Source organism: Burkholderia orbicola (assembly GCF_900100915.1).
Taxonomy (GTDB): Bacteria; Pseudomonadota; Gammaproteobacteria; order Burkholderiales; family Burkholderiaceae; genus Burkholderia; species Burkholderia orbicola.
Genome location: NZ_FNKW01000001.1, coordinates 3057943 through 3075582, shown reverse-complemented (window position 1 = coordinate 3075582; position 17640 = coordinate 3057943). Strand labels below are relative to the sequence as shown.

General features: G+C 66.8%; 16 protein-coding genes and 7 tRNA genes. 8 read left to right on the top strand and 15 right to left on the bottom strand.

The features are described from left to right. The first annotated feature begins 170 nt into the window (after positions 1-170). Together lplT and thiD are read left to right on the top strand one after the other, a co-directional pair. The gene (gene lplT, locus BLS50_RS14730) at positions 171-1478 is read left to right on the top strand and encodes a lysophospholipid transporter LplT (RefSeq protein ID WP_011549523.1); all 1308 of its coding nucleotides are present in this window, start codon (positions 171-173) and stop codon (positions 1476-1478) included. A 58-nt stretch (positions 1479-1536) separates the two neighbouring features. Next, entirely contained in the window at positions 1537-2346 is an 810-nt protein-coding gene (gene thiD, locus BLS50_RS14725) for a bifunctional hydroxymethylpyrimidine kinase/phosphomethylpyrimidine kinase (protein ID WP_074802508.1), read from the top strand. Positions 2347-2364: 18 nt separating this feature from the next. On the opposite strand, the gene BLS50_RS14720 is transcribed toward thiD, so the two are convergent. The 4 genes from BLS50_RS14720 to tsaB are packed head-to-tail and all read right to left on the bottom strand — an operon-like array spanning position 2365 to position 5618. Further along, positions 2365-3330, bottom strand: a complete 966-nt coding sequence (locus BLS50_RS14720; protein WP_074802507.1) for a DUF1853 family protein — start codon at positions 3328-3330, stop codon at positions 2365-2367. Further along, on the bottom strand, positions 3327-4367 hold the full coding sequence (locus BLS50_RS14715; RefSeq protein WP_074802506.1) for a uracil-DNA glycosylase: 1041 nt from the start codon (positions 4365-4367) through the stop codon (positions 3327-3329). The genes BLS50_RS14720 and BLS50_RS14715 overlap by 4 nt, the downstream gene beginning before the upstream one ends. Further along, the gene (gene rimI, locus BLS50_RS14710; protein ID WP_006478464.1) at positions 4354-4854 is read right to left on the bottom strand and encodes a ribosomal protein S18-alanine N-acetyltransferase; all 501 of its coding nucleotides are present in this window, start codon (positions 4852-4854) and stop codon (positions 4354-4356) included. Before rimI ends, BLS50_RS14715 begins: the two co-directional genes overlap by 14 nt. Beyond that, on the bottom strand, positions 4851-5618 hold the full coding sequence (tsaB, locus tag BLS50_RS14705) for a tRNA (adenosine(37)-N6)-threonylcarbamoyltransferase complex dimerization subunit type 1 TsaB (RefSeq protein WP_074802505.1): 768 nt from the start codon (positions 5616-5618) through the stop codon (positions 4851-4853). Before tsaB ends, rimI begins: the two co-directional genes overlap by 4 nt. Positions 5619-5765: 147 nt before the next feature. Here tsaB and BLS50_RS14700 point away from each other — a divergent pair, with 147 nt between their 5' ends. From BLS50_RS14700 to aceA, 3 genes are all read left to right on the top strand, one after another. Then, a complete protein-coding gene (locus BLS50_RS14700; RefSeq protein ID WP_006478462.1) occupies positions 5766-6035 on the top strand; it encodes an acyl-CoA-binding protein in 270 nt (89 codons plus the stop codon). A gap of 357 nt (positions 6036-6392) precedes the next feature. Continuing rightward, positions 6393-7937 (top strand): DEAD/DEAH box helicase, encoded by a 1545-nt coding sequence (locus tag BLS50_RS14695; protein WP_074802504.1) that lies wholly within the window; start codon positions 6393-6395, stop codon positions 7935-7937. A 390-nt stretch (positions 7938-8327) separates the two neighbouring features. Beyond that, entirely contained in the window at positions 8328-9635 is a 1308-nt protein-coding gene (gene aceA, locus BLS50_RS14690; protein ID WP_074802503.1) for an isocitrate lyase, read from the top strand. Between the two features lie 211 nt (positions 9636-9846). Here aceA and BLS50_RS14685 read toward each other — a convergent pair whose 3' ends face one another. Both BLS50_RS14685 and BLS50_RS14680 read right to left on the bottom strand, forming a co-directional pair. Beyond that, positions 9847-10281, bottom strand: coding sequence for a universal stress protein (locus tag BLS50_RS14685; protein ID WP_011549516.1), 435 nt, complete (start codon positions 10279-10281; stop codon positions 9847-9849). A gap of 159 nt (positions 10282-10440) precedes the next feature. Beyond that, positions 10441-11346, bottom strand: a complete 906-nt coding sequence (locus BLS50_RS14680; RefSeq protein WP_012328777.1) for a LysR family transcriptional regulator — start codon at positions 11344-11346, stop codon at positions 10441-10443. Positions 11347-11503: 157 nt separating this feature from the next. On the opposite strand from BLS50_RS14680, the gene BLS50_RS14675 reads away from it, so the two are divergent. After that, entirely contained in the window at positions 11504-12271 is a 768-nt protein-coding gene (locus BLS50_RS14675) for a haloacid dehalogenase type II (RefSeq protein WP_074802502.1), read from the top strand. Between the two features lie 65 nt (positions 12272-12336). Further along, positions 12337-13929, top strand: a complete 1593-nt coding sequence (aceB, locus tag BLS50_RS14670; protein ID WP_027812537.1) for a malate synthase A — start codon at positions 12337-12339, stop codon at positions 13927-13929. 148 nt (positions 13930-14077) lie between these two features. Here aceB and BLS50_RS14665 read toward each other — a convergent pair whose 3' ends face one another. Continuing rightward, the gene (locus BLS50_RS14665) at positions 14078-14491 is read right to left on the bottom strand and encodes a gamma-glutamylcyclotransferase family protein (RefSeq protein ID WP_074802501.1); all 414 of its coding nucleotides are present in this window, start codon (positions 14489-14491) and stop codon (positions 14078-14080) included. 267 nt (positions 14492-14758) lie between these two features. Here BLS50_RS14665 and BLS50_RS14660 point away from each other — a divergent pair, with 267 nt between their 5' ends. After that, a complete protein-coding gene (locus BLS50_RS14660; RefSeq protein WP_074802500.1) occupies positions 14759-15643 on the top strand; it encodes an AraC family transcriptional regulator in 885 nt (294 codons plus the stop codon). Between the two features lie 23 nt (positions 15644-15666). Here the strand turns inward: BLS50_RS14660 and BLS50_RS14655 are convergent, their stop codons facing one another. The 8 genes from BLS50_RS14655 to BLS50_RS14620 all read right to left on the bottom strand — a co-directional run bounded on the left by BLS50_RS14655 (position 15667) and on the right by BLS50_RS14620 (position 17521). Continuing rightward, positions 15667-16131 carry a GNAT family N-acetyltransferase gene (locus BLS50_RS14655; protein WP_011549510.1) on the bottom strand — a complete coding sequence of 155 codons (465 nt, stop codon included), beginning with the start codon at positions 16129-16131 and terminating at the stop codon, positions 15667-15669. A 361-nt stretch (positions 16132-16492) separates the two neighbouring features. Continuing rightward, positions 16493-16569, bottom strand: a tRNA-Asp gene (locus BLS50_RS14650). Between the two features lie 73 nt (positions 16570-16642). Then, positions 16643-16718 (bottom strand) — tRNA-Glu (locus BLS50_RS14645). A 64-nt stretch (positions 16719-16782) separates the two neighbouring features. Next, positions 16783-16859, bottom strand: a tRNA-Asp gene (locus BLS50_RS14640). Between the two features lie 79 nt (positions 16860-16938). After that, a tRNA-Glu gene (locus BLS50_RS14635) sits at positions 16939-17014 on the bottom strand. Between the two features lie 63 nt (positions 17015-17077). After that, positions 17078-17154: transfer RNA gene (locus BLS50_RS14630), tRNA-Asp, on the bottom strand. A gap of 78 nt (positions 17155-17232) precedes the next feature. Continuing rightward, positions 17233-17308 (bottom strand) — tRNA-Glu (locus tag BLS50_RS14625). 137 nt (positions 17309-17445) lie between these two features. Next, positions 17446-17521: transfer RNA gene (locus BLS50_RS14620), tRNA-Ala, on the bottom strand. Between the last annotated feature and the right edge of the window lie 119 nt (positions 17522-17640).

Below are 17640 nucleotides of genomic sequence, written 5' to 3'. Positions count from 1 at the left end.
TTGAGCACCGAAGCCGACAATTTGCGGAACGATCGGGGAATCTTGCTAGTCCGAATTCGCGTATTTTCATGTTATAAAGCCGTGCGCACAACCCATTTCGAACGGAATAAGCCGATCGCATACCAGGCGGCCTACGCGGCCCTGCCGCAGCGACGAAAGCATCGCATCAGATGAAAAAAGGTTTTTACACCATCATGGCCGCGCAGTTTTTCTCGTCGCTGGCCGACAATGCGCTTCTCATCGCCGCCATCGCCCTGCTGAAAGACCTCCACGCCCCCAACTGGATGACACCGCTGCTGAAGCTGTTCTTCGTGTTGTCCTATGTGGTGTTGGCGGCGTATGTCGGTGCGTTCGCGGATTCGCGCCCGAAGGGCCGCGTGATGTTCATCACCAACTCGATCAAGGTGGTCGGCTGCCTGATCATGCTGTTCGGCGCCCACCCGCTGATCGCGTACGGGATCGTCGGCTTCGGCGCGGCGGCCTACTCGCCCGCCAAATACGGGATTCTCACCGAACTGCTGCCGGCCGACCGGCTGGTCGCCGCGAACGGCTGGATCGAGGGCACGACCGTCAGCTCGATCATCCTCGGCACCGTGCTCGGGGGCGCGCTGATCAGCCCGCACATCGCATCGCACGTGATCGCCCATACCCCCGCCTGGATCGGCACGCCCGCCGAGGCCGCGATGGCGATCATCATGGCGATCTACGTGGTCGCCGCGCTGTTCAACCTGCGCATTCCCGACACGGGCGCCCGCTACCCGAAGCAGGAGCGCGGCCCGGTCAAGCTGCTCACCGATTTCGCCGACTGCTTCATGGTGCTCTGGCGCGACAAGCTCGGCCAAATCTCGCTGGCGGTCACGACGCTGTTCTGGGGGGCCGGCGCGACGCTGCAGTTCATCGTGCTGAAGTGGGCCGAGGTGTCGCTCAACATGTCGCTGTCCGAAGGCGCGATCCTGCAGGCCGTGGTCGCGGTCGGCGTCGCGGGCGGCGCGATCGCCGCCGCCGCCCGGATTCCGCTGAAGAAGTCGCTGACCGTGCTGCCCGTCGGCATCATCATGGGCATCGCGGTGATGCTGATGGCGTTCTACACGCGCGACCTGTTCCCGGCGCAGTGGGCCGTGCACTTCGGCCATCTGCGCCTGCCGTTCTACCTGATCGTCGCCTACATCTTCCTGATCGGCGTCGGCGCGCTGTCCGGCTATTTCGTCGTGCCGATGAACGCGCTGCTGCAGCATCGCGGCCATGTGCTGCTGTCGGCCGGCCATTCGATCGCGGTGCAGAACTTCAACGAGAACCTGTCGGTGCTCGTGATGCTGTGCCTGTATGCGGTGCTCGTGTGGCTCGACGTACCGGTCGGCGTCGTGATCGTGCTGTTCGGCACGTTCGTCTGCCTGACGATGTGGCTCGTGATGCGCCGCCACCAGGCGAACCAGCGTCAGTTCGACTCGGTCGCGCTGATCGGCGAATCGCGGCACTGACGCTACACTTTCCGTTTTCGTCTGCCGGCGCCGGTGCTCACACCGGCGCGTTGCCCTCATGACGCACCCGATACCCAACCTCCTGACGATCGCCGGCTCCGATTCGGGCGGCGGCGCAGGCATTCAGGCCGACCTGAAGACGTTTTCGGCGCTCGGCGCGTATGGCGCGAGCGTGATCACCGCGCTGACTGCGCAGAACACGCGCGGCGTGACGGGCGTGCATGCGCCGGACGCCGCGTTCGTGACCGCGCAGCTCGACGCGGTGTTCGACGATATCCGCATCGACGCGGTCAAGATCGGGATGCTCGCCAACGCGGCGATCGTGCAGGCGGTGGCCGACGCGCTGCGCCGTTACGCGCCGCGCTTCGTGGTGCTCGATACGGTGATGATCTCGAAGAGTTCGCACGCGCTGCTCGCGCCCGATGCCGTCGACGCGCTGCGCGACACGCTGCTGCCGCTCGCGACGGTCGTCACGCCGAACCTGCCCGAAGCGGCCGCGCTGCTGAACGACGCGCCCGCCACCACCGAAGACGACATGGTGCGGCAAGGCACGGCGCTGCTGCAGACGGGCGCGCGCGCCGTGCTGATGAAGGGCGGCCACCTGCCCGACGCGTCCGCGAGCCCCGACTGGCTCGTCGAGGCAACCCGCACCGTGCGGCTCGACGGCGCACGCGTGCCGGTCAGCAACACGCACGGCACCGGCTGCACGCTGTCGTCGGCAATCGCCGCGCTGCTGCCGCAGCAGCCCGACCTCGAAAGCGCGGTACGCGAGGCAAAAACCTACCTGACCGGCGCGATCGCCGCGAGCGGCCACCTCGACGTCGGTCACGGCGTCGGTCCGGTCCATCACTTCCATCGCTGGTGGTGAGCGGCCGCTGACGCGGCGTCAGTGATCCTGCGCCGCGAACGCCTGCGCGCGCGCCGGCCAGTCGTCGGGCACGACGAAACCGCGCGCCGTCTCGCGCCACGTGCCGTCGCCCCCCTTTTCATGGATCGCGATCAGGTCGGGCGTCTGGCGCGTCGCCAGCACGGCCGGCAACTCCGGTGCGCTCGCCAGCGGCTCGGGCTCGACACCCGCGCCGGCGATGGCACGCCGCGGTGCCAGCCACGCCAGTCTCGGTAATACGCTCCATGCCGCGCCGTCACGCTGCGCGGCCGCCCATGCCGGCCACTGCCCGTGCGTCAGCCAGAAACCGCGCGGATGATCCGGCGCGATTTCGACTGACACCGGCGGCACCGGCGCGCCGTACGGATGGAACAGCCAGCCCTTGATGAACATCTGCGCGTCGGCCGGCGCGCCGTAGCCGAGCCGGGCAAAGCCGTCGTGTTCGCCGAGCCGCAACTGGTGGTCGAGCAGCCGGCTGCGCTTGCGGTCGAACCGATCGACGAGATTGGGGCCGACGAAGTCGGCGAGCGATGCGCCGTCGCGGACCGGCGCGCACAGATAGCACTTCACCGCGAGTTCCCAGTGCAGGCGTCGGCCGTCCGGCGTATCGACGAGAAAATCGACTTCGCCGAGCGTGCGGCCATTGCTGCGCAGCGGCAGATTGGCCGCGACGAGCCGCAGCGATGGCCCGTGCGTCAGAAAGTACTCGAGCAGGCATTCGGCGTAGCGGCCGAGCCGGGTCGGCCGAAACCCGTCGAGCGCGCGATGCAGCGGCCCGGGCTGCGCATCGAGCGCGGCGAGCCACGCTTCGACGGCCGCTTGGCCCGTTGCATCCAGCCATGGGCGCGCGAGCGGCGCGCCCGGCACCGCGGTGAGCAGGCTCGGGCTGGCGAGCAGCCAGCCCAGATCGCGCACCGCGGCGTCATGCAGCGTATCGACGAACGCGACCGCCGCGCCGGTCGTCATGGTCCGGCCGGGCCGTTCGTGTCGGCGCCTTGCGCACGCTTGAACGTGTCGCGCGCGAGGCACAGGTCGGCCCACGCCTTCGACTTGTCCTGCAGGCTGCGCAACAGGTACGCCGGGTGATAGGTGACGATCACCGGCACGCCCTCGTACGCATGCACGCGGCCGCGCAGCGACGCGATGCTTGCGTCCGTCTTCAGCAGCGTCTGTGCGGCAAAACGGCCGAGCGCGACGATCAGCTTCGGCTTCACGAGCGCGACCTGGCGCTGCAGATACGGCTCGCAGCTCGCGACCTCGTCCGGCTCCGGGTTGCGGTTGCCGGGCGGCCGGCACTTGATCACGTTCGCGATGTACACGTTGTCGCCACGCTTGAGCGCCAGCGACTGCAGCATGTTGTCGAGCAGCTTGCCGGCCTGGCCGACGAACGGCTCGCCCTGCTTGTCCTCGTTCTCGCCCGGCGCTTCGCCGATCAGCATCCAGTCCGCTTCGCGATCGCCGACGCCGAACACGGTGTTGGTCCGCTTCTCGCACAGACGGCACAGCGTGCAGTCGGCCACGCGCGCGGCCAGCGCATCCCAGTCGAGCGCGGCGACCGGTGTGCCGGCGGGGCGCGATTCGGCGGCCGGCACGGGCACGGATTCGCCCGGCGGCGCCGCGTCGAACCAGGCGAAATCGTCGTCTCCCGCCGGCGGCGCATCATCCTTCGGCGGCATCGTATCGGTCGATGCGGGCGATGTGATCGATGCAGCCTGCGCGGACGGGCGATCGCCGTCGACTACACCGTGCGCCGGCGCCCGCGACTCGCGAAGCGGCAAACCATCGGCAGTGCCACGCGCGACGGCCGTCGGCCTGTCGCCCTGTGCCGGCGCATGCGCTGCACGCACCGGCCGCTCGGCGGCGACGGCGGTACCGTCGTCGGGCGCCGCGGTTTGCGCGACGGCAGGCGCGTCGGCTGCCGCGCCTTCGTCCGCGCGCTGCCCGCGCCGCACCCAGATCTGCGCGAGGCCCAGTTCCTCGAGCGCCGCTTCACCCCACGCCATGCGCGTCCCCCTCGTCCTTGTTCAGCGTCAGACGCATCACGATCGCGTCCTCCCGGCTGCGATGCTTCGCCGGATAGTAGTTCTTGCGCCGGCCGATCGTCACGAAACCGAAGCGCTCGTACAGATGAATCGCGCGCGGATTGGACGGCCGCACTTCGAGCAGCACGCCGTCGAGCCCCTCCGCGCGAGAAATGCGCACCGCCTCGCGCAGCAGCGCGAGGCCGGCGCCCGCATGCTGCGCGGCCGGCGCGACGCACAGATTCAGCAAATGCATCTCGTCGACCACGGGCATCAGCACGCAATAGCCGACGAGCGACCCCGTCACGTGCCGCAGGCACACGCCCAGATAGCCGTTGCGCAACGAATCCTCGAAGTTGCCGCGGCTCCACGGGAATTCGTACGCGACGTGCTCGATCGCGACGACTTCGTCGAGGTCGGCGTCCGTCATCGGCGCCAGATAGCGGTCGCTCAGCAGGACACCCGTCATCCCTTCGCTCCGCCCGTCTGCGCGGCCCGTGCCGCGATGCGCTCGGCGGTGGTCTGCGCGACCTTGTCACGCACGTATTCGGGCGCGGCCTGGTCGGCCGGCACCGCCCGCCCGGCGCGGAACGCGCGCAGCGCGGCATGCGCGACCGCCAGCGCATGCGGCAGCGCCTCGCCGTCGATCGCGGCCGCCCGCGCAGCGGCCGGCAACTGCGCGCCGAACGCCGCGGCCGCATTGCCGGCGAGCGTGAACGGCGCATCGGGTACGCCGACGGCGCCCGGCGCGTCGAGCGACGCCGGATGCAGCGTACGCCAGTCACCGGCGCCGTCGTCCCATTCGAAATCCGCCCAGTAGGCTTCGTCCATCCGCGCGTCGAGCGCGGCGAGCACGCGGGTCGTGCCGGGCGCGCGCAGCCGCGCGTGCTCGGCGCACGCGAGCAGCGTGCCGATCGGCACGACCGGCAGCCCGGCCCCGAACGCGAGGCCCTGGGTGATGCCCGTCGCGGTACGCAGGCCCGTGAACGAGCCGGGGCCCGCGCCGAATGCGATCGCGTCGCAGTCGGCGAGCGTCAGCCCGGATTCGGCGAAGAGTTCCTGGATCGCCGGCAGCACGCGCGTGCTCGACACGGCGCCCGTCGGTTCGTGGCGGACCCAGGTTTGCGGGGTGGAAACGGCGTCATCGGCCGAGGCCGAGCGCAGCAGCGCGACCGAGCAGTATTCGGTCGACGTATCGATGGCGAGGAGCACTGTTTGCGTCATGGCCGACATTGTAATGCGCCGCCCCGCTCCCACGGGCGATCGGGCCCGATCTGTGCGCGCGGGCGGCGCCGGCGGCGGTTTGGAAGGATCGCTCGACCCTGCGCGACGGCCCGCTTGTTAAGATCGGCCGATCTGAAACCCTTACGGAGACACCCGATGAGCGAACTCACCGCCCAATTCGACCAGGCCCAGATCGACGTCAAGCAACTGACGGAACGGCCGGGCAACCTGACCCTGCTGCGCCTGTACGCGCTCTTCAAGCAGGCGACCGACGGCGATGCGCACGGCGACAAGCCGGGCTTCACCGACATCGTCGGCAAATACAAGTACGATGCCTGGGAAGCGCTGAAGGGTACGTCGCAGGATGCGGCGAAGCAGCAGTACATCGAACTCGTCGAATCGCTGAAAAACGGCACGGCGTCCTGACGGAATCGGCGCCTCCGCAATCGGCAATCAAATCAGTGGCGCAGCGCAGCAAATTTCTTTATAATGCGGCCTGCGTCACCTCCCGCGCTCGGCTCGCAAGCCGTTCCGGCCCGACGCCTCGTAGCGTTAAGCTCCAATCCGGTTTAGAACCTGTCCCCTCCTGCTTCGACCCTTGCGGTCGTCAACTAGGCTGGCGGCCCCGCTCCTGAAGCGCGCCGCACCCAAAACAGCTTCTAATGCCTCATCCGCCGACGGTTCGGCGGATTGCACCCGTTTCCCGATTTGCTCGCTGAATCCGACGACTTGGGTATGCGCGATTGGCGCCGACGTTTCACCCACTGTGTTTCAAGGATTGTTATGACTTCGAGCATCAACTCCAGCCCGCTCAACGCGATCGCCGACCAGGCGCTCGGTCTCGACGACGCCGCCGCACCGGCCGCGGTCGAACCGGCGTCGGACGAGCCGAGCTTCGCGTCGCTCGGGTTGTCGCCGGAGATCGTCTCCGCGCTGCAGGCCGCCGACTACGTGAAGCCGACGCCGGTCCAGCAGCGCGCGATTCCGGCCGGCATCGCCGGCCGCGACCTGCTGGTGTCGAGCCCGACCGGTTCGGGCAAGACGGCCGCATTCATGCTGCCCGCGATCGAACGTTTCGCGCAGCTCCAGAAGACGCAGGCGCAGCAACCGCGCGCGCCGCGTGAACCGAACCAGGGCGACCGCCGCGTGCGCCGCCCGCAACCCGTCGCGCGCCCGGGCCTGCTCGTGCTGACCCCGACCCGTGAACTCGCGATGCAGGTCACGACGGCCGCATCGACGTACGGCAAGCACCTGAAGCGCCTGCGCACGGTCAGCATCCTGGGCGGCGTCGCCTACGGCCAGCAGCTGATGCTGCTCGCGAAGAACCCGGAAATCCTGGTTGCCACGCCGGGCCGGCTGCTCGATCACCTCGAGCGTGGCCGTATCGACCTGTCCGAACTGAAGATGCTCGTGCTCGACGAAGCCGACCGCATGCTCGACATGGGCTTCATCGAAGACATCGAAACGATCGTCGCCGCCACGCCGGAATCGCGCCAGACGATGCTGTTCTCGGCCACGCTCGACGGCAAGATCGGTTCGCTGACGAGCCGCCTGCTGAAGGATCCGGAACGGATCGAGATCCAGCAGCGCCTCGAATCGCGCGCGAACATCGCGCAGACCGTCCATTACGTCGACGACCGCGATCACAAGGATCGCCTGCTCGATCACCTGCTGCGCGACGACGCGCTCGACCAGGCGATCATCTTCACGGCGACCAAGATCGACGCCGACCAGCTCGCCGGCCGTCTCGCCGACGCAGGCTTCGAATCGGCCGCGCTGCACGGCGATCTGCCGCAGGGCGCGCGCAACCGCACGATCCGTGCGCTGCGCGAGCGCCGTGTGCGCGTGCTGGTTGCCACCGACGTCGCGGCACGCGGCATCGACATCCCGGGCATCACGCACGTGTTCAACTACGACCTGCCGAAGTTCGCGGAAGACTACGTGCACCGTATCGGTCGTACCGGCCGCGCGGGCCGTTCGGGTATCGCGGTGAGCCTCGTGCACCACGCCGAGCAAGGCGCGCTCAAGCGCATCGAGCGCTTCGTGCGCTCGCCGCTGCCGGTCAACGTGATCGAAGGTTTCGAGCCGCGCAAGTCGCCCCCGCGTAACGGCGGCACCGGTGGCCGCGGCCGTCCGGGCGGTGGTAACGGCGGTCGTCGTTTCGGCGGCAAGCCGGGCGGCGGTCATGGCGGCAACGGCAACGGCCGCAGCTACGGCGGCGGCAATGGCGGCGGCTGGAGCGGCAAGCCGGGCGGCAGCCGTGACGGCGGCCCGCGTCGCGACGGCCAGCGTAGCGGCGGCCCGCGCCGCAGCAACTCGGCATCGTAAGCACACACGGGCGGCCCTCGGCCGCCCTGCGGATCGGCTACCCGCCTATCCCAGCCAACCGGCGCATCCGCGCCGGTTTTTTTTCGCCTCGCCGTCGATTTCACGATGCGGAAAATTTTTTTGCGTCGTAAAAATCATGCTGCACGGCACAACCCGTACGATTGCGGGATAGGAAAATGCGTTTCTTATCCCGAAATCAAACAATCAAGTCATTGATTAAAAACAACTAAAAAATTCCACGCCTCCCGAGCCAGCCCCTGTTTCGCTCCCGCCGATTTGCCTAGACTCTTATACAAGACCTCGCGAAACGGAACGTACCGCTTCCCCGCCTCGCGAACAGCATCATCCCCGTCAGATTCGGCAGGCATACATCGCATCAAGGAGCTCATCATGTCGCGTCAGCAACAGGCACAGGAACTGCAGCAGCAATGGGAAACCGATCCGCGCTGGAAGGGCATCAAGCGCAGCTACTTGGCTGAGGACGTGGTCCGCCTGCGCGGCTCGATCCCGATCGAGCACACGCTGGCCAAGCGCGGCGCGGAAAAACTGTGGGGCCTCATCAACAACGAGCCGTTCGTCAACGCACTCGGCGCGCTGACCGGCAACCAGGCGATGCAGCAGGTGAAGGCCGGCCTGAAGGCCATCTACCTGTCCGGCTGGCAAGTCGCCGGCGACGCGAACGTCGCGGGCGAAATGTACCCGGACCAGTCGCTGTACCCGGCTAACTCGGTGCCGCTCGTCGTGAAGCGCATCAACAACACGCTGACGCGCGCCGACCAGATCCAGTGGTCGGAAGGCAAGAACCCGGGCGACGAAGGCTACGTCGACTTCTTCGCGCCGATCGTCGCCGATGCGGAAGCCGGTTTCGGCGGCGTGCTCAATGCGTTCGAGCTGATGAAGGCGATGATCGAGGCCGGTGCATCGGGCGTTCACTTCGAGGATCAGCTCGCATCGGTGAAGAAGTGCGGCCACATGGGCGGCAAGGTGCTCGTGCCGACGCGCGAAGCCGTCGCGAAACTGTCGGCCGCGCGGCTCGCGGCTGACGTGATGGGCACGCCGACCGTGCTGGTTGCGCGCACCGACGCGGAAGCGGCCGACCTGATCACGTCCGACGTCGACGACAACGACAGGCCGTTCCTGACGGGCGAGCGCACGGTGGAAGGCTTCTTCCGCACGAAGCCGGGCCTCGAACAGGCGGTCTCGCGCGGCCTCGCGTACGCGCCGTACGCCGACCTGATCTGGTGCGAAACCGGCAAGCCCGATCTCGAGTACGCGAAGAAGTTCGCGGAAGCGATCCACAAGCAGTTCCCGGGCAAGCTGCTGTCGTACAACTGCTCGCCGTCGTTCAACTGGAAGAAGAATCTCGACGACGCGACGATCGCGAAGTTCCAGAAGGAGCTGGGCGCGATGGGCTACAAGTTCCAGTTCATCACGCTGGCCGGCTTCCATGCGCTGAACTACTCGATGTTCAACCTCGCGCACGGCTATGCCCGCACGCAGATGAGCGCGTTCGTCGAACTGCAGCAGGCCGAGTTCGCGGCCGCCGACAAGGGCTTCACGGCAGTCAAGCATCAACGCGAGGTCGGCACCGGCTACTTCGACGCGGTGACGCAGACGGTCGAACGCGAAGCATCGACGACCGCGCTGCACGGCTCGACCGAGGACGAACAGTTCTTCGACGGCAAGAAAGTCGCGTAACACGCCCAGGCGTGATGCCGATCCCCGCCGCGTCTCGCGACGCCGCGGCATCGGCCACCGGAACAACAATCAGGGAGGAGACGGCAGGCGCGCGAGTCCCTTCGCGCGACCGGCCGCGCGGCCTGCGGGCCGCCAGCAACGATGCACGCCGGCTTCGTCCGGCGCGCCCTTTTTCCGCGGCGCAGCCCGCCCGGCCACGGCCAGCGCTGCCCTACCGATAGACGATCACCGGAATTTTCGTATGGGTCAGCACGCGCTGCGTCTCGCTGCCGATCAACAGGCTGCCGAGCCCGCGGCGTCCGTGGGACGCCATGAAGATCACGTCGCACCCGCCGCGCTCCGCCGCCTCGATGATGCCGAGATACGGCGACGGATGCACGCTCGTCCACGTGTCGCACGCGACCCCGGCCGCCTTCGCGGCCGCCTCCACCTCGTCGAGATGCGCACGCGCCTCGCGCTCGCTGCGCGCACGGAAGTCGGCGGGCGGCTCGATGATCACTTCGGAAAACGGCGAGTACGGGTACTGCGGCAGGCACGCGTAGGCCGTCACGCGCGCGCCGACCGCACGAGCCAGGTCGATCGCGCCGTCGATCGCCTTTTGCGACAGTTCGGAACCGTCGGTTGGAACGAGGATGTGCCGGAACATCGCGCCCTCCTTCGTCAATCGCACGCCGCGCGCCGCAGCTCCAGTCGAGCCGGCCGCGACACGACGCGCATGCCTCTTACGATTGTAGTGTGCGAAATCGCGCCGGCCGAATCGGCAGCGGGTTCGCCCTCATATCGGAAACACGCGGGCGCGCGTCGCCTACTCGCCCCAATAGCCGGGCCGCTCGTACGTGTGCTTCAGGTAATCGAGAAACAGGCGCACCCGCAGCGGCAGATGCCGGCGTTGCGGAAACACCGCGTGGATGCCGATCGGCGGCGCGGCGAACGCGTCGAGCACGCTGACGAGCCGGCCGGCCGCGATGTCATCGCCGACTTCCCACCACGAGCGCCACGCAAGGCCATGGCCTGCGAGGCACCACTCGTGCAGCACCGCGCCGTCCGAGCATTCCATCGTGCCGTTCACGCGGATCGACACGACCTTGTCGTCCTCCTGGAACGACCAGCCGCGCTGCTGGTTCGCATTCGCCGCGAGCGCGAGGCAGTTGTGCCGCGCCAGTTCCGCGAGCGTGGCCGGCGTGCCGCGCCGCGCGAGATACGCGGGGGACGCGACGCACACGCGGCGGTTCTCGCCGAGTTTCAGCGACACGAGCGACGAGTCGGGCAGCTCGCCGAGCCGCACCGCGCAATCGAACCCCTCGTTGACGAGGTCGACCATCCGGTCGGACAGATCGAGCGTGACCGACACGTCCGGATGCGCGCCGCTGAATTCGGGCACGAGCGGCGCGACGTGCCGCCGCCCGAAGCCGGCCGGCGCGGAAATCCGCAGGTGCCCGCTCGCCTTGACGCCGCCGGCGGACACGCTCGCTTCCGCGTTCTGCATGTCGTTGATGATGCGCTGGCAATCCTCGAGAAAGGCCGAACCCTCGAACGTCAGCGTGAGCTTGCGCGTCGTGCGTACCAGCAGCTTCACGCCGAGCCGCTCCTCGAGCGCGTCGAGGCGGCGGCCGATGATCGCCGGCGCGACGCCTTCCGCATGCGCAGCCGCGGACAGGCTGCCTTTCGCCGCGACCGCGGCGAACGTTTCGATCTGTTTGAACCGGTCCATGACTCTCTCGAAAGGACGGCATCGCCGCCTTTCAAATAACGTGAGTCGCTCAGATTAGGTATATGAAAGTAAAAGATCAAGTGATGTTTAGCGTCTTTTTTAGCACCTTCGATCACGAATAGAATCGACCCGACCTCTGAAACTGGAGCGCAAGGCTATGTCGGCCACAACGACACTCTCCTCTCCCGACGCCATCCTCTTCGACGCATTCGGCACGTTGTTCGACGTGCGTGCCGTGCTGGCCGCGGCTGAGCAGATGTTTCCCGGACACGGGGAACGGTTGTCGCAGCTGTGGCGACGCAAGCAGATCGAATACTCGCAGTTGCGCACGCTCGCCGATCCGGCCGGCGCGCACTATCGCCCGTTCCGGGACATCACGCTCGATGCGCTGCGGTTCGCCGCGCGCCGGCTCGGGCTCGCGCTGAACGGCGCGGCCGAGAAGCGCTTGATGGACGAATACGCGTGCCTGTCGACCTATCCCGATACGGTGCCCGCGTTGCGCAAGCTGCGTGCGCTCGACCCGCGCCCGTCGCTCGCGATCCTGTCGAACGGCACCCCGCAGATGCTCGACATCGCGATCAAGAGCGCCGGCATGTCCGGCCTATTCGATCGCGTGCTGTCGGCCGACACCGTGCGCGCGTACAAACCGAGCCCGGCCGCCTACGCGCTCGGCACCGCCGCGTTCGGGGCGAACCCGCGCGACATCGTGTTCGTGTCGTCGAACGCGTGGGACGTCGCCGGCGCCACCTGGTTCGGCTACACGACGTTCTGGCTCAACCGCACGGGCGCGCCCGCCGAGGAACTCGGCGCGCCGCCCGACGGCACCGGCACCGGCATGGCCGACCTGCTCGCCTTCCTCGCCACACCCACCCCGGCTCCGTCCGGCAGACCCGCAAACCGCACGCGCCCCGGCCCGGGTGCATGACGCTCGCAACTGCCGCCTTCCCCCTTCACCGAAACCGCAACTGACCGACCAAGGAGATGAGACTCATGAGCACCCCGATCACGCTGCCGCAAGGCATGACGATCACCGGCGAAATCAAGCCGGGTTACGAAGCCATCCTGACGCCCGACGCGCTGGCACTCGTCGCGGCGCTGCACCGCACGTTCGAATCGCGCCGCCAGGCGCTGCTGCAGGCGCGCGTCGAGCGCACGAAACGCCTCGACGCGGGCGAGCGCCCCGATTTCCTGGCCGAGACGAAGGCAATCCGCGAAGGCGACTGGAAGGTCGCGCCGCTGCCGGCCGACCTGCAATGCCGCCGGGTCGAGATCACGGGGCCCGTCGAACGCAAGATGATCATCAACGCGCTGAACTCGGGCGCCGATTCGTACATGACGGACTTCGAGGATTCGAACGCGCCGAGCTGGACGAACCAGATCGACGGCCAGATCAACCTGAAGGACGCGGTGCGCCGCACGATCTCGCTCGAGCAGAACGGCAAGTCGTACCGGCTGAACGACAAGGTCGCGACGCTGATCGTGCGTCCGCGCGGCTGGCACCTCGACGAGAAGCACGTGACGGTCGACGGCCAGCGCGTGTCCGGCGGCATCTTCGATTTCGCGCTGTTCCTGTTCCACAACGCGAAGGAACTGCTCGCGCGCGGCTCGGGCCCGTACTTCTACCTGCCGAAGATGGAAAGCCATCTCGAGGCGCGCCTGTGGAACGACATCTTCGTCGCCGCGCAGGAAGCGGTCGGCGTGCCGCGCGGCACGATCCGCGCGACGGTGCTGATCGAGACGATCCTCGCCGCGTTCGAGATGGACGAGATCCTGTACGAACTGCGCGAACACAGCTCGGGCCTGAACGCCGGCCGTTGGGACTACATCTTCTCGGCGATCAAGAAGTTCAAGAACGACCGCGACTTCTGCCTGGCCGACCGTTCGAAGATCACGATGACGGTGCCGTTCATGCGTGCGTACGCGCTGCTGCTGCTGAAGACCTGTCACAAGCGCAACGCGCCGGCGATCGGCGGGATGAGCGCGCTGATTCCGATCAAGAACGATCCGGAAGCGAACGACAAGGCGATGGGCGGCGTGCGCTCGGACAAGCAGCGCGACGCGACCGACGGCTACGACGGCGGCTGGGTCGCGCACCCGGGCCTCGTGCCGATCGCGATGGAAGAGTTCGTCAAGGTACTCGGCGACCAGCCGAACCAGATCGCGAAGCAGCGCGACGACGTGCAGGTCGAAGGCAGGAACCTGCTCGACTTCCAGCCGGAAGCGCCGATCACCGAAGCCGGCCTGCGCAACAACATCAACGTCGGGATCCACTATCTCGGCGCGTGGCTCGACGGCAACGGCTGCGTGCCGATCCACAACCTGATGGAAGATGCGGCGACGGCCGAGATTTCCCGCTCGCAGGTGTGGCAATGGATCCGCTCGCCGAAGGGCGTGCTCGACGACGGCCGCAAGGTCACGGCCGAACTCGTGCGCGAATTCGCGAAGATCGAACTGGACAACGTGAAGCGCGCGGTCGGCGGCAACACGCAACCGTACGAGCGCGCCGCGGCGATCTTCGAGCAGATGTCGACGTCGGAAGGCTTCACCGAATTCCTGACGCTGCCGCTGTACGAGGAAATCTGACGAGCTGTCCGCTGCGATCGTCGGCCGGCTCCACGTCGTGCCGCCGGTCGCGTGCGACGACGGATCAATGGCATGAAAAAGCGCCCCGCGGGGCGCTTTTTCTTCTGGATTCGACAGCGGCAAATCCCGCCGCCGCCGGCACGCACGCTCAGGCGGCTTCCTGCTCGCGCCGGTGCTGGACCCAGTCGCCCGACGCGATGCGCGGACGCCCGGCTGCCGCGTGCGCGGCGACCGGATAATACAGGCAGGCGTATTGCCGGCCGCCGAGTTCGACCGTCGCCTCTTCCGGCTTGAACAGCGAGTCAACGCCCGGATAGACGCGCTCGATCTCGTCGAGCACCGGCACGAGCCGCTCGTCGACCTCGTAGACGTCGCCCCAGACCAGCGACTTGCCGGCCGGCCCGGGGACCATGCCCGGATACGTGCCGAAATCGACCAGTTCGCCGGGCAGCGCGGCCGCGCCCAGCAGCGTCGGCGCGGCGATGCCGTGGCGGGCGGCCGCATGGCCGATGTCGTTGGCCTGTCCGGCTCTCAAGGTGCCATAGACGAATACATGGCGCATCGTGGTTCTCCTCTTCGATTCGTGTGTTGCCGTGTTTGCATGCGCTCGGCGCGCGATGGGCGCGACATGGCGCACGCATCGATAGACCCCGATACCGGCCCGATGGTTCGAACCGTCGGCGCGCGGCAGCGGCCAGCCGCCCCCGGATTCGCCAGCGCCCACACAAAGTTCATTTGAACCCGGCATGATGGCCGGAAAAACCGCCGCATGCGCAAGCGCTGCGCCTTCTAAAATAACGGCATCGCCGCCGCGCTGCCCGAACCGTTCATGAATCCGCCCGCTCCAGCCGACGTATCGAAACCGTACGACGTCATCGACATCCCGCCGGAATTCGCGCCGACCGCCGTCCATCCGATGCGCGTGCGCGCGCGGCAGGTCGATGCCGGCCGCCGCATTCCGCTGCACACGCATGCCTGGGCGCAGCTCGCGTACGCGTCGCGCGGCGTGCTGCGCGTCGCGACGACCGGCACGACCTGGATGGTGCCGCCGTCCCGTGCGATCTGGGTGCCGCCGCACGTGACGCACGAAGTCACGATCGTCGAAGAGGCCTATTTGCGCACGCTGTATATCGACGAGTCGATCGTGCCGGGCGGGCTCGATGCATGCCGCGTCGTCGAGGTGACGGGGCTGCTGCGCGAGCTGATCGTCGCACTCGACGCACGCGATCTGAGCACCGCGCGCGAGCGCCTGCTGTGCGGGCTTGTGCTCGACGAATTGAGTCAGGCCGAGCCGCTACCGCTCGCGGTGCCGATGCCCGACGAGAAACGGCTGCGCCTGCTGTGCGAATCGGTACTCGCGCACCCCGCGCATGCGGAGTCGCTCGAACACTGGGCGAGCGAGGTCGGCGCGAGCACGCGCACGATATCGCGGCTTTTCAAGCAGGAACTGGGCGTGAGCTTTTCGCAGTGGCGCCAGCAGGCGCTGCTCGCCCGGGCGATCCCGCTGCTGAACCAGGGGCGCCCGCTGTCGCATATCGCGCGCGAACTCGGCTACCAGAGCCAGAGCGCGTTCTCGGCCATGTTCCGCCGCGCCTTCGGCGAAAGCCCGCGCGCGTTCATGCTCCGTGGCTACGAACATCGAGGCCCGGAAGGCGGTGTCGCGGACAGCGAAACGCCGAACGACGACGACGGCCCGATCGACGCGGTGCGCTGATTGCGCTCCGGGGCGCCGGTCCCTCAGACCGGCCGCACCATGTGGCGAATCGAGCCGAGTTGCGCGAGCCGCGGGCCGGTGACGTGGTAGCCCATGCGCAGGTACAAGCGCGCGGCAGGATTGTCGACGAACACGCGCAACTGCAGTTCGTGCAGCCCGCGCGCACGTGCCCAGCGATGCGACATCTCGAGCATATAGGTGCCGGCGCCCTGCCCGCGATGCCCGGCCGCGATCTGCACGTCGCGGATATGCAGCGAATCGCCTTCCTCGGTCACGCGCAGCACGCCGATGCGCTCGCCGTCGGCCTCGAGGATGAAGTTCTCGGATTCGCGCCAGCTCGCATAGAACAGGTCGCTGCGCCAGACGAGCCCATGGCGTTTGTAGTAGCCGCCCATATTGCCGTGCGTCAACGCTTCGGCATACGGAAAATCGCCGGGCTCCGCAGGCCGGAGCTGATACAGGAGTCGCAGGTCGGTCGGATCGAGCATCGCGCAGGAGTCGGAAACGCATCCCGCCACGATAGCGCAGTCGCGTGCGGATGCAATCGCGAATTTCTCGTAGGGGCGTGGCGCTCGGTGCGGTACGCGGTGTGGGGTGTGAGCGGAAGGCACGACAAACGACGCAAATGAAAAAGCCCGCACGACGCGGGCTTTCTCATTTTCTGGCGGAGCGGACGGGACTCGCCTACCTCCCGCAGGCCGCGGCTGCGCTTGCAAGCGCAGCCCTTCGAGCCCCGCCGGAAGCCGCGCAGGCGGCTTCCTCCGCTCCGCAGTCACGTGCCCGCAAGCGGGCACAACGACCGAACGCACAAACAACAATGCCCGCACAAGGCGGGCATTGTTGTTTGTTTGGCGGAGCGGACGGGACTCGAACCCGCGACCCCCGGCGTGACAGGCCGGTATTCTAACCGACTGAACTACCGCTCCAGTCTTACTGCTTGCCTGGCAGGCGTCGGTTACTTCCTGCCGGCGCGTCGTTTGTTCGAACGACGCCGAAATCTGGCGTCCCCTAGGGGATTCGAACCCCTGTACTCACCGTGAAAGGGTGATGTCCTAGGCCTCTAGACGAAGGGGACAACGTACTGCTTACATCTTTAACGAGAAAGCCCGTTCAAAAACGCTTTTGAACGGGCTTCGTTCTGGCGGAGCGGACGGGGCTCGAACCCGCGACCCCCGGCGTGACAGGCCGGTATTCTAACCAACTGAACTACCGCTCCAGCTTTCTGCACCATCGCCTGCAGGATCTCGTCACGTTCCTGCACACGCTGCGACACTTCTACGAAACGCCGCTGAATCTGGCGTCCCCTAGGGGATTCGAACCCCTGTACTCACCGTGAAAGGGTGATGTCCTAGGCCTCTAGACGAAGGGGACAACGTACTGCTTACATCTTTAATACAAAAGCCCGCTCAAAAACGTCTTGAACGGGCTTCGTTCTGGCGGAGCGGACGGGACTCGAACCCGCGACCCCCGGCGTGACAGGCCGGTATTCTAACCGACTGAACTACCGCTCCAGCTTTCTTACCCAACCCGCAGGACGTCGGTTACGTTCCTGCAAGCCTTGCGACACTTCTATGAAACGCCGCTGAATCTGGCGTCCCCTAGGGGATTCGAACCCCTGTACTCACCGTGAAAGGGTGATGTCCTAGGCCTCTAGACGAAGGGGACATAATCTTTTCAGATTTGTCTGACTTTCGCTATTCACTTCTGGTCAACAGCGAAGGCCGAAATTCTAACTGCTTTGAATCATTTTGTGAAGCATTTATTACTACCGCTGCTTCGCAAATCAATCCATCTTGTTCTGTTGGTGGAGGTAAGCGGGATCGAACCGCTGACCTCTTGCATGCCATGCAAGCGCTCTCCCAGCTGAGCTATACCCCCTTGCAGAACAGAAATGAGATTATATGGACCGATTTCGAACTTGTAAATACCCTTTTTACGATTCGTGCGAAATTTTTTGCGAAGCCGCCGCGTACCCTCATGCACGGACAGCTTCGCGT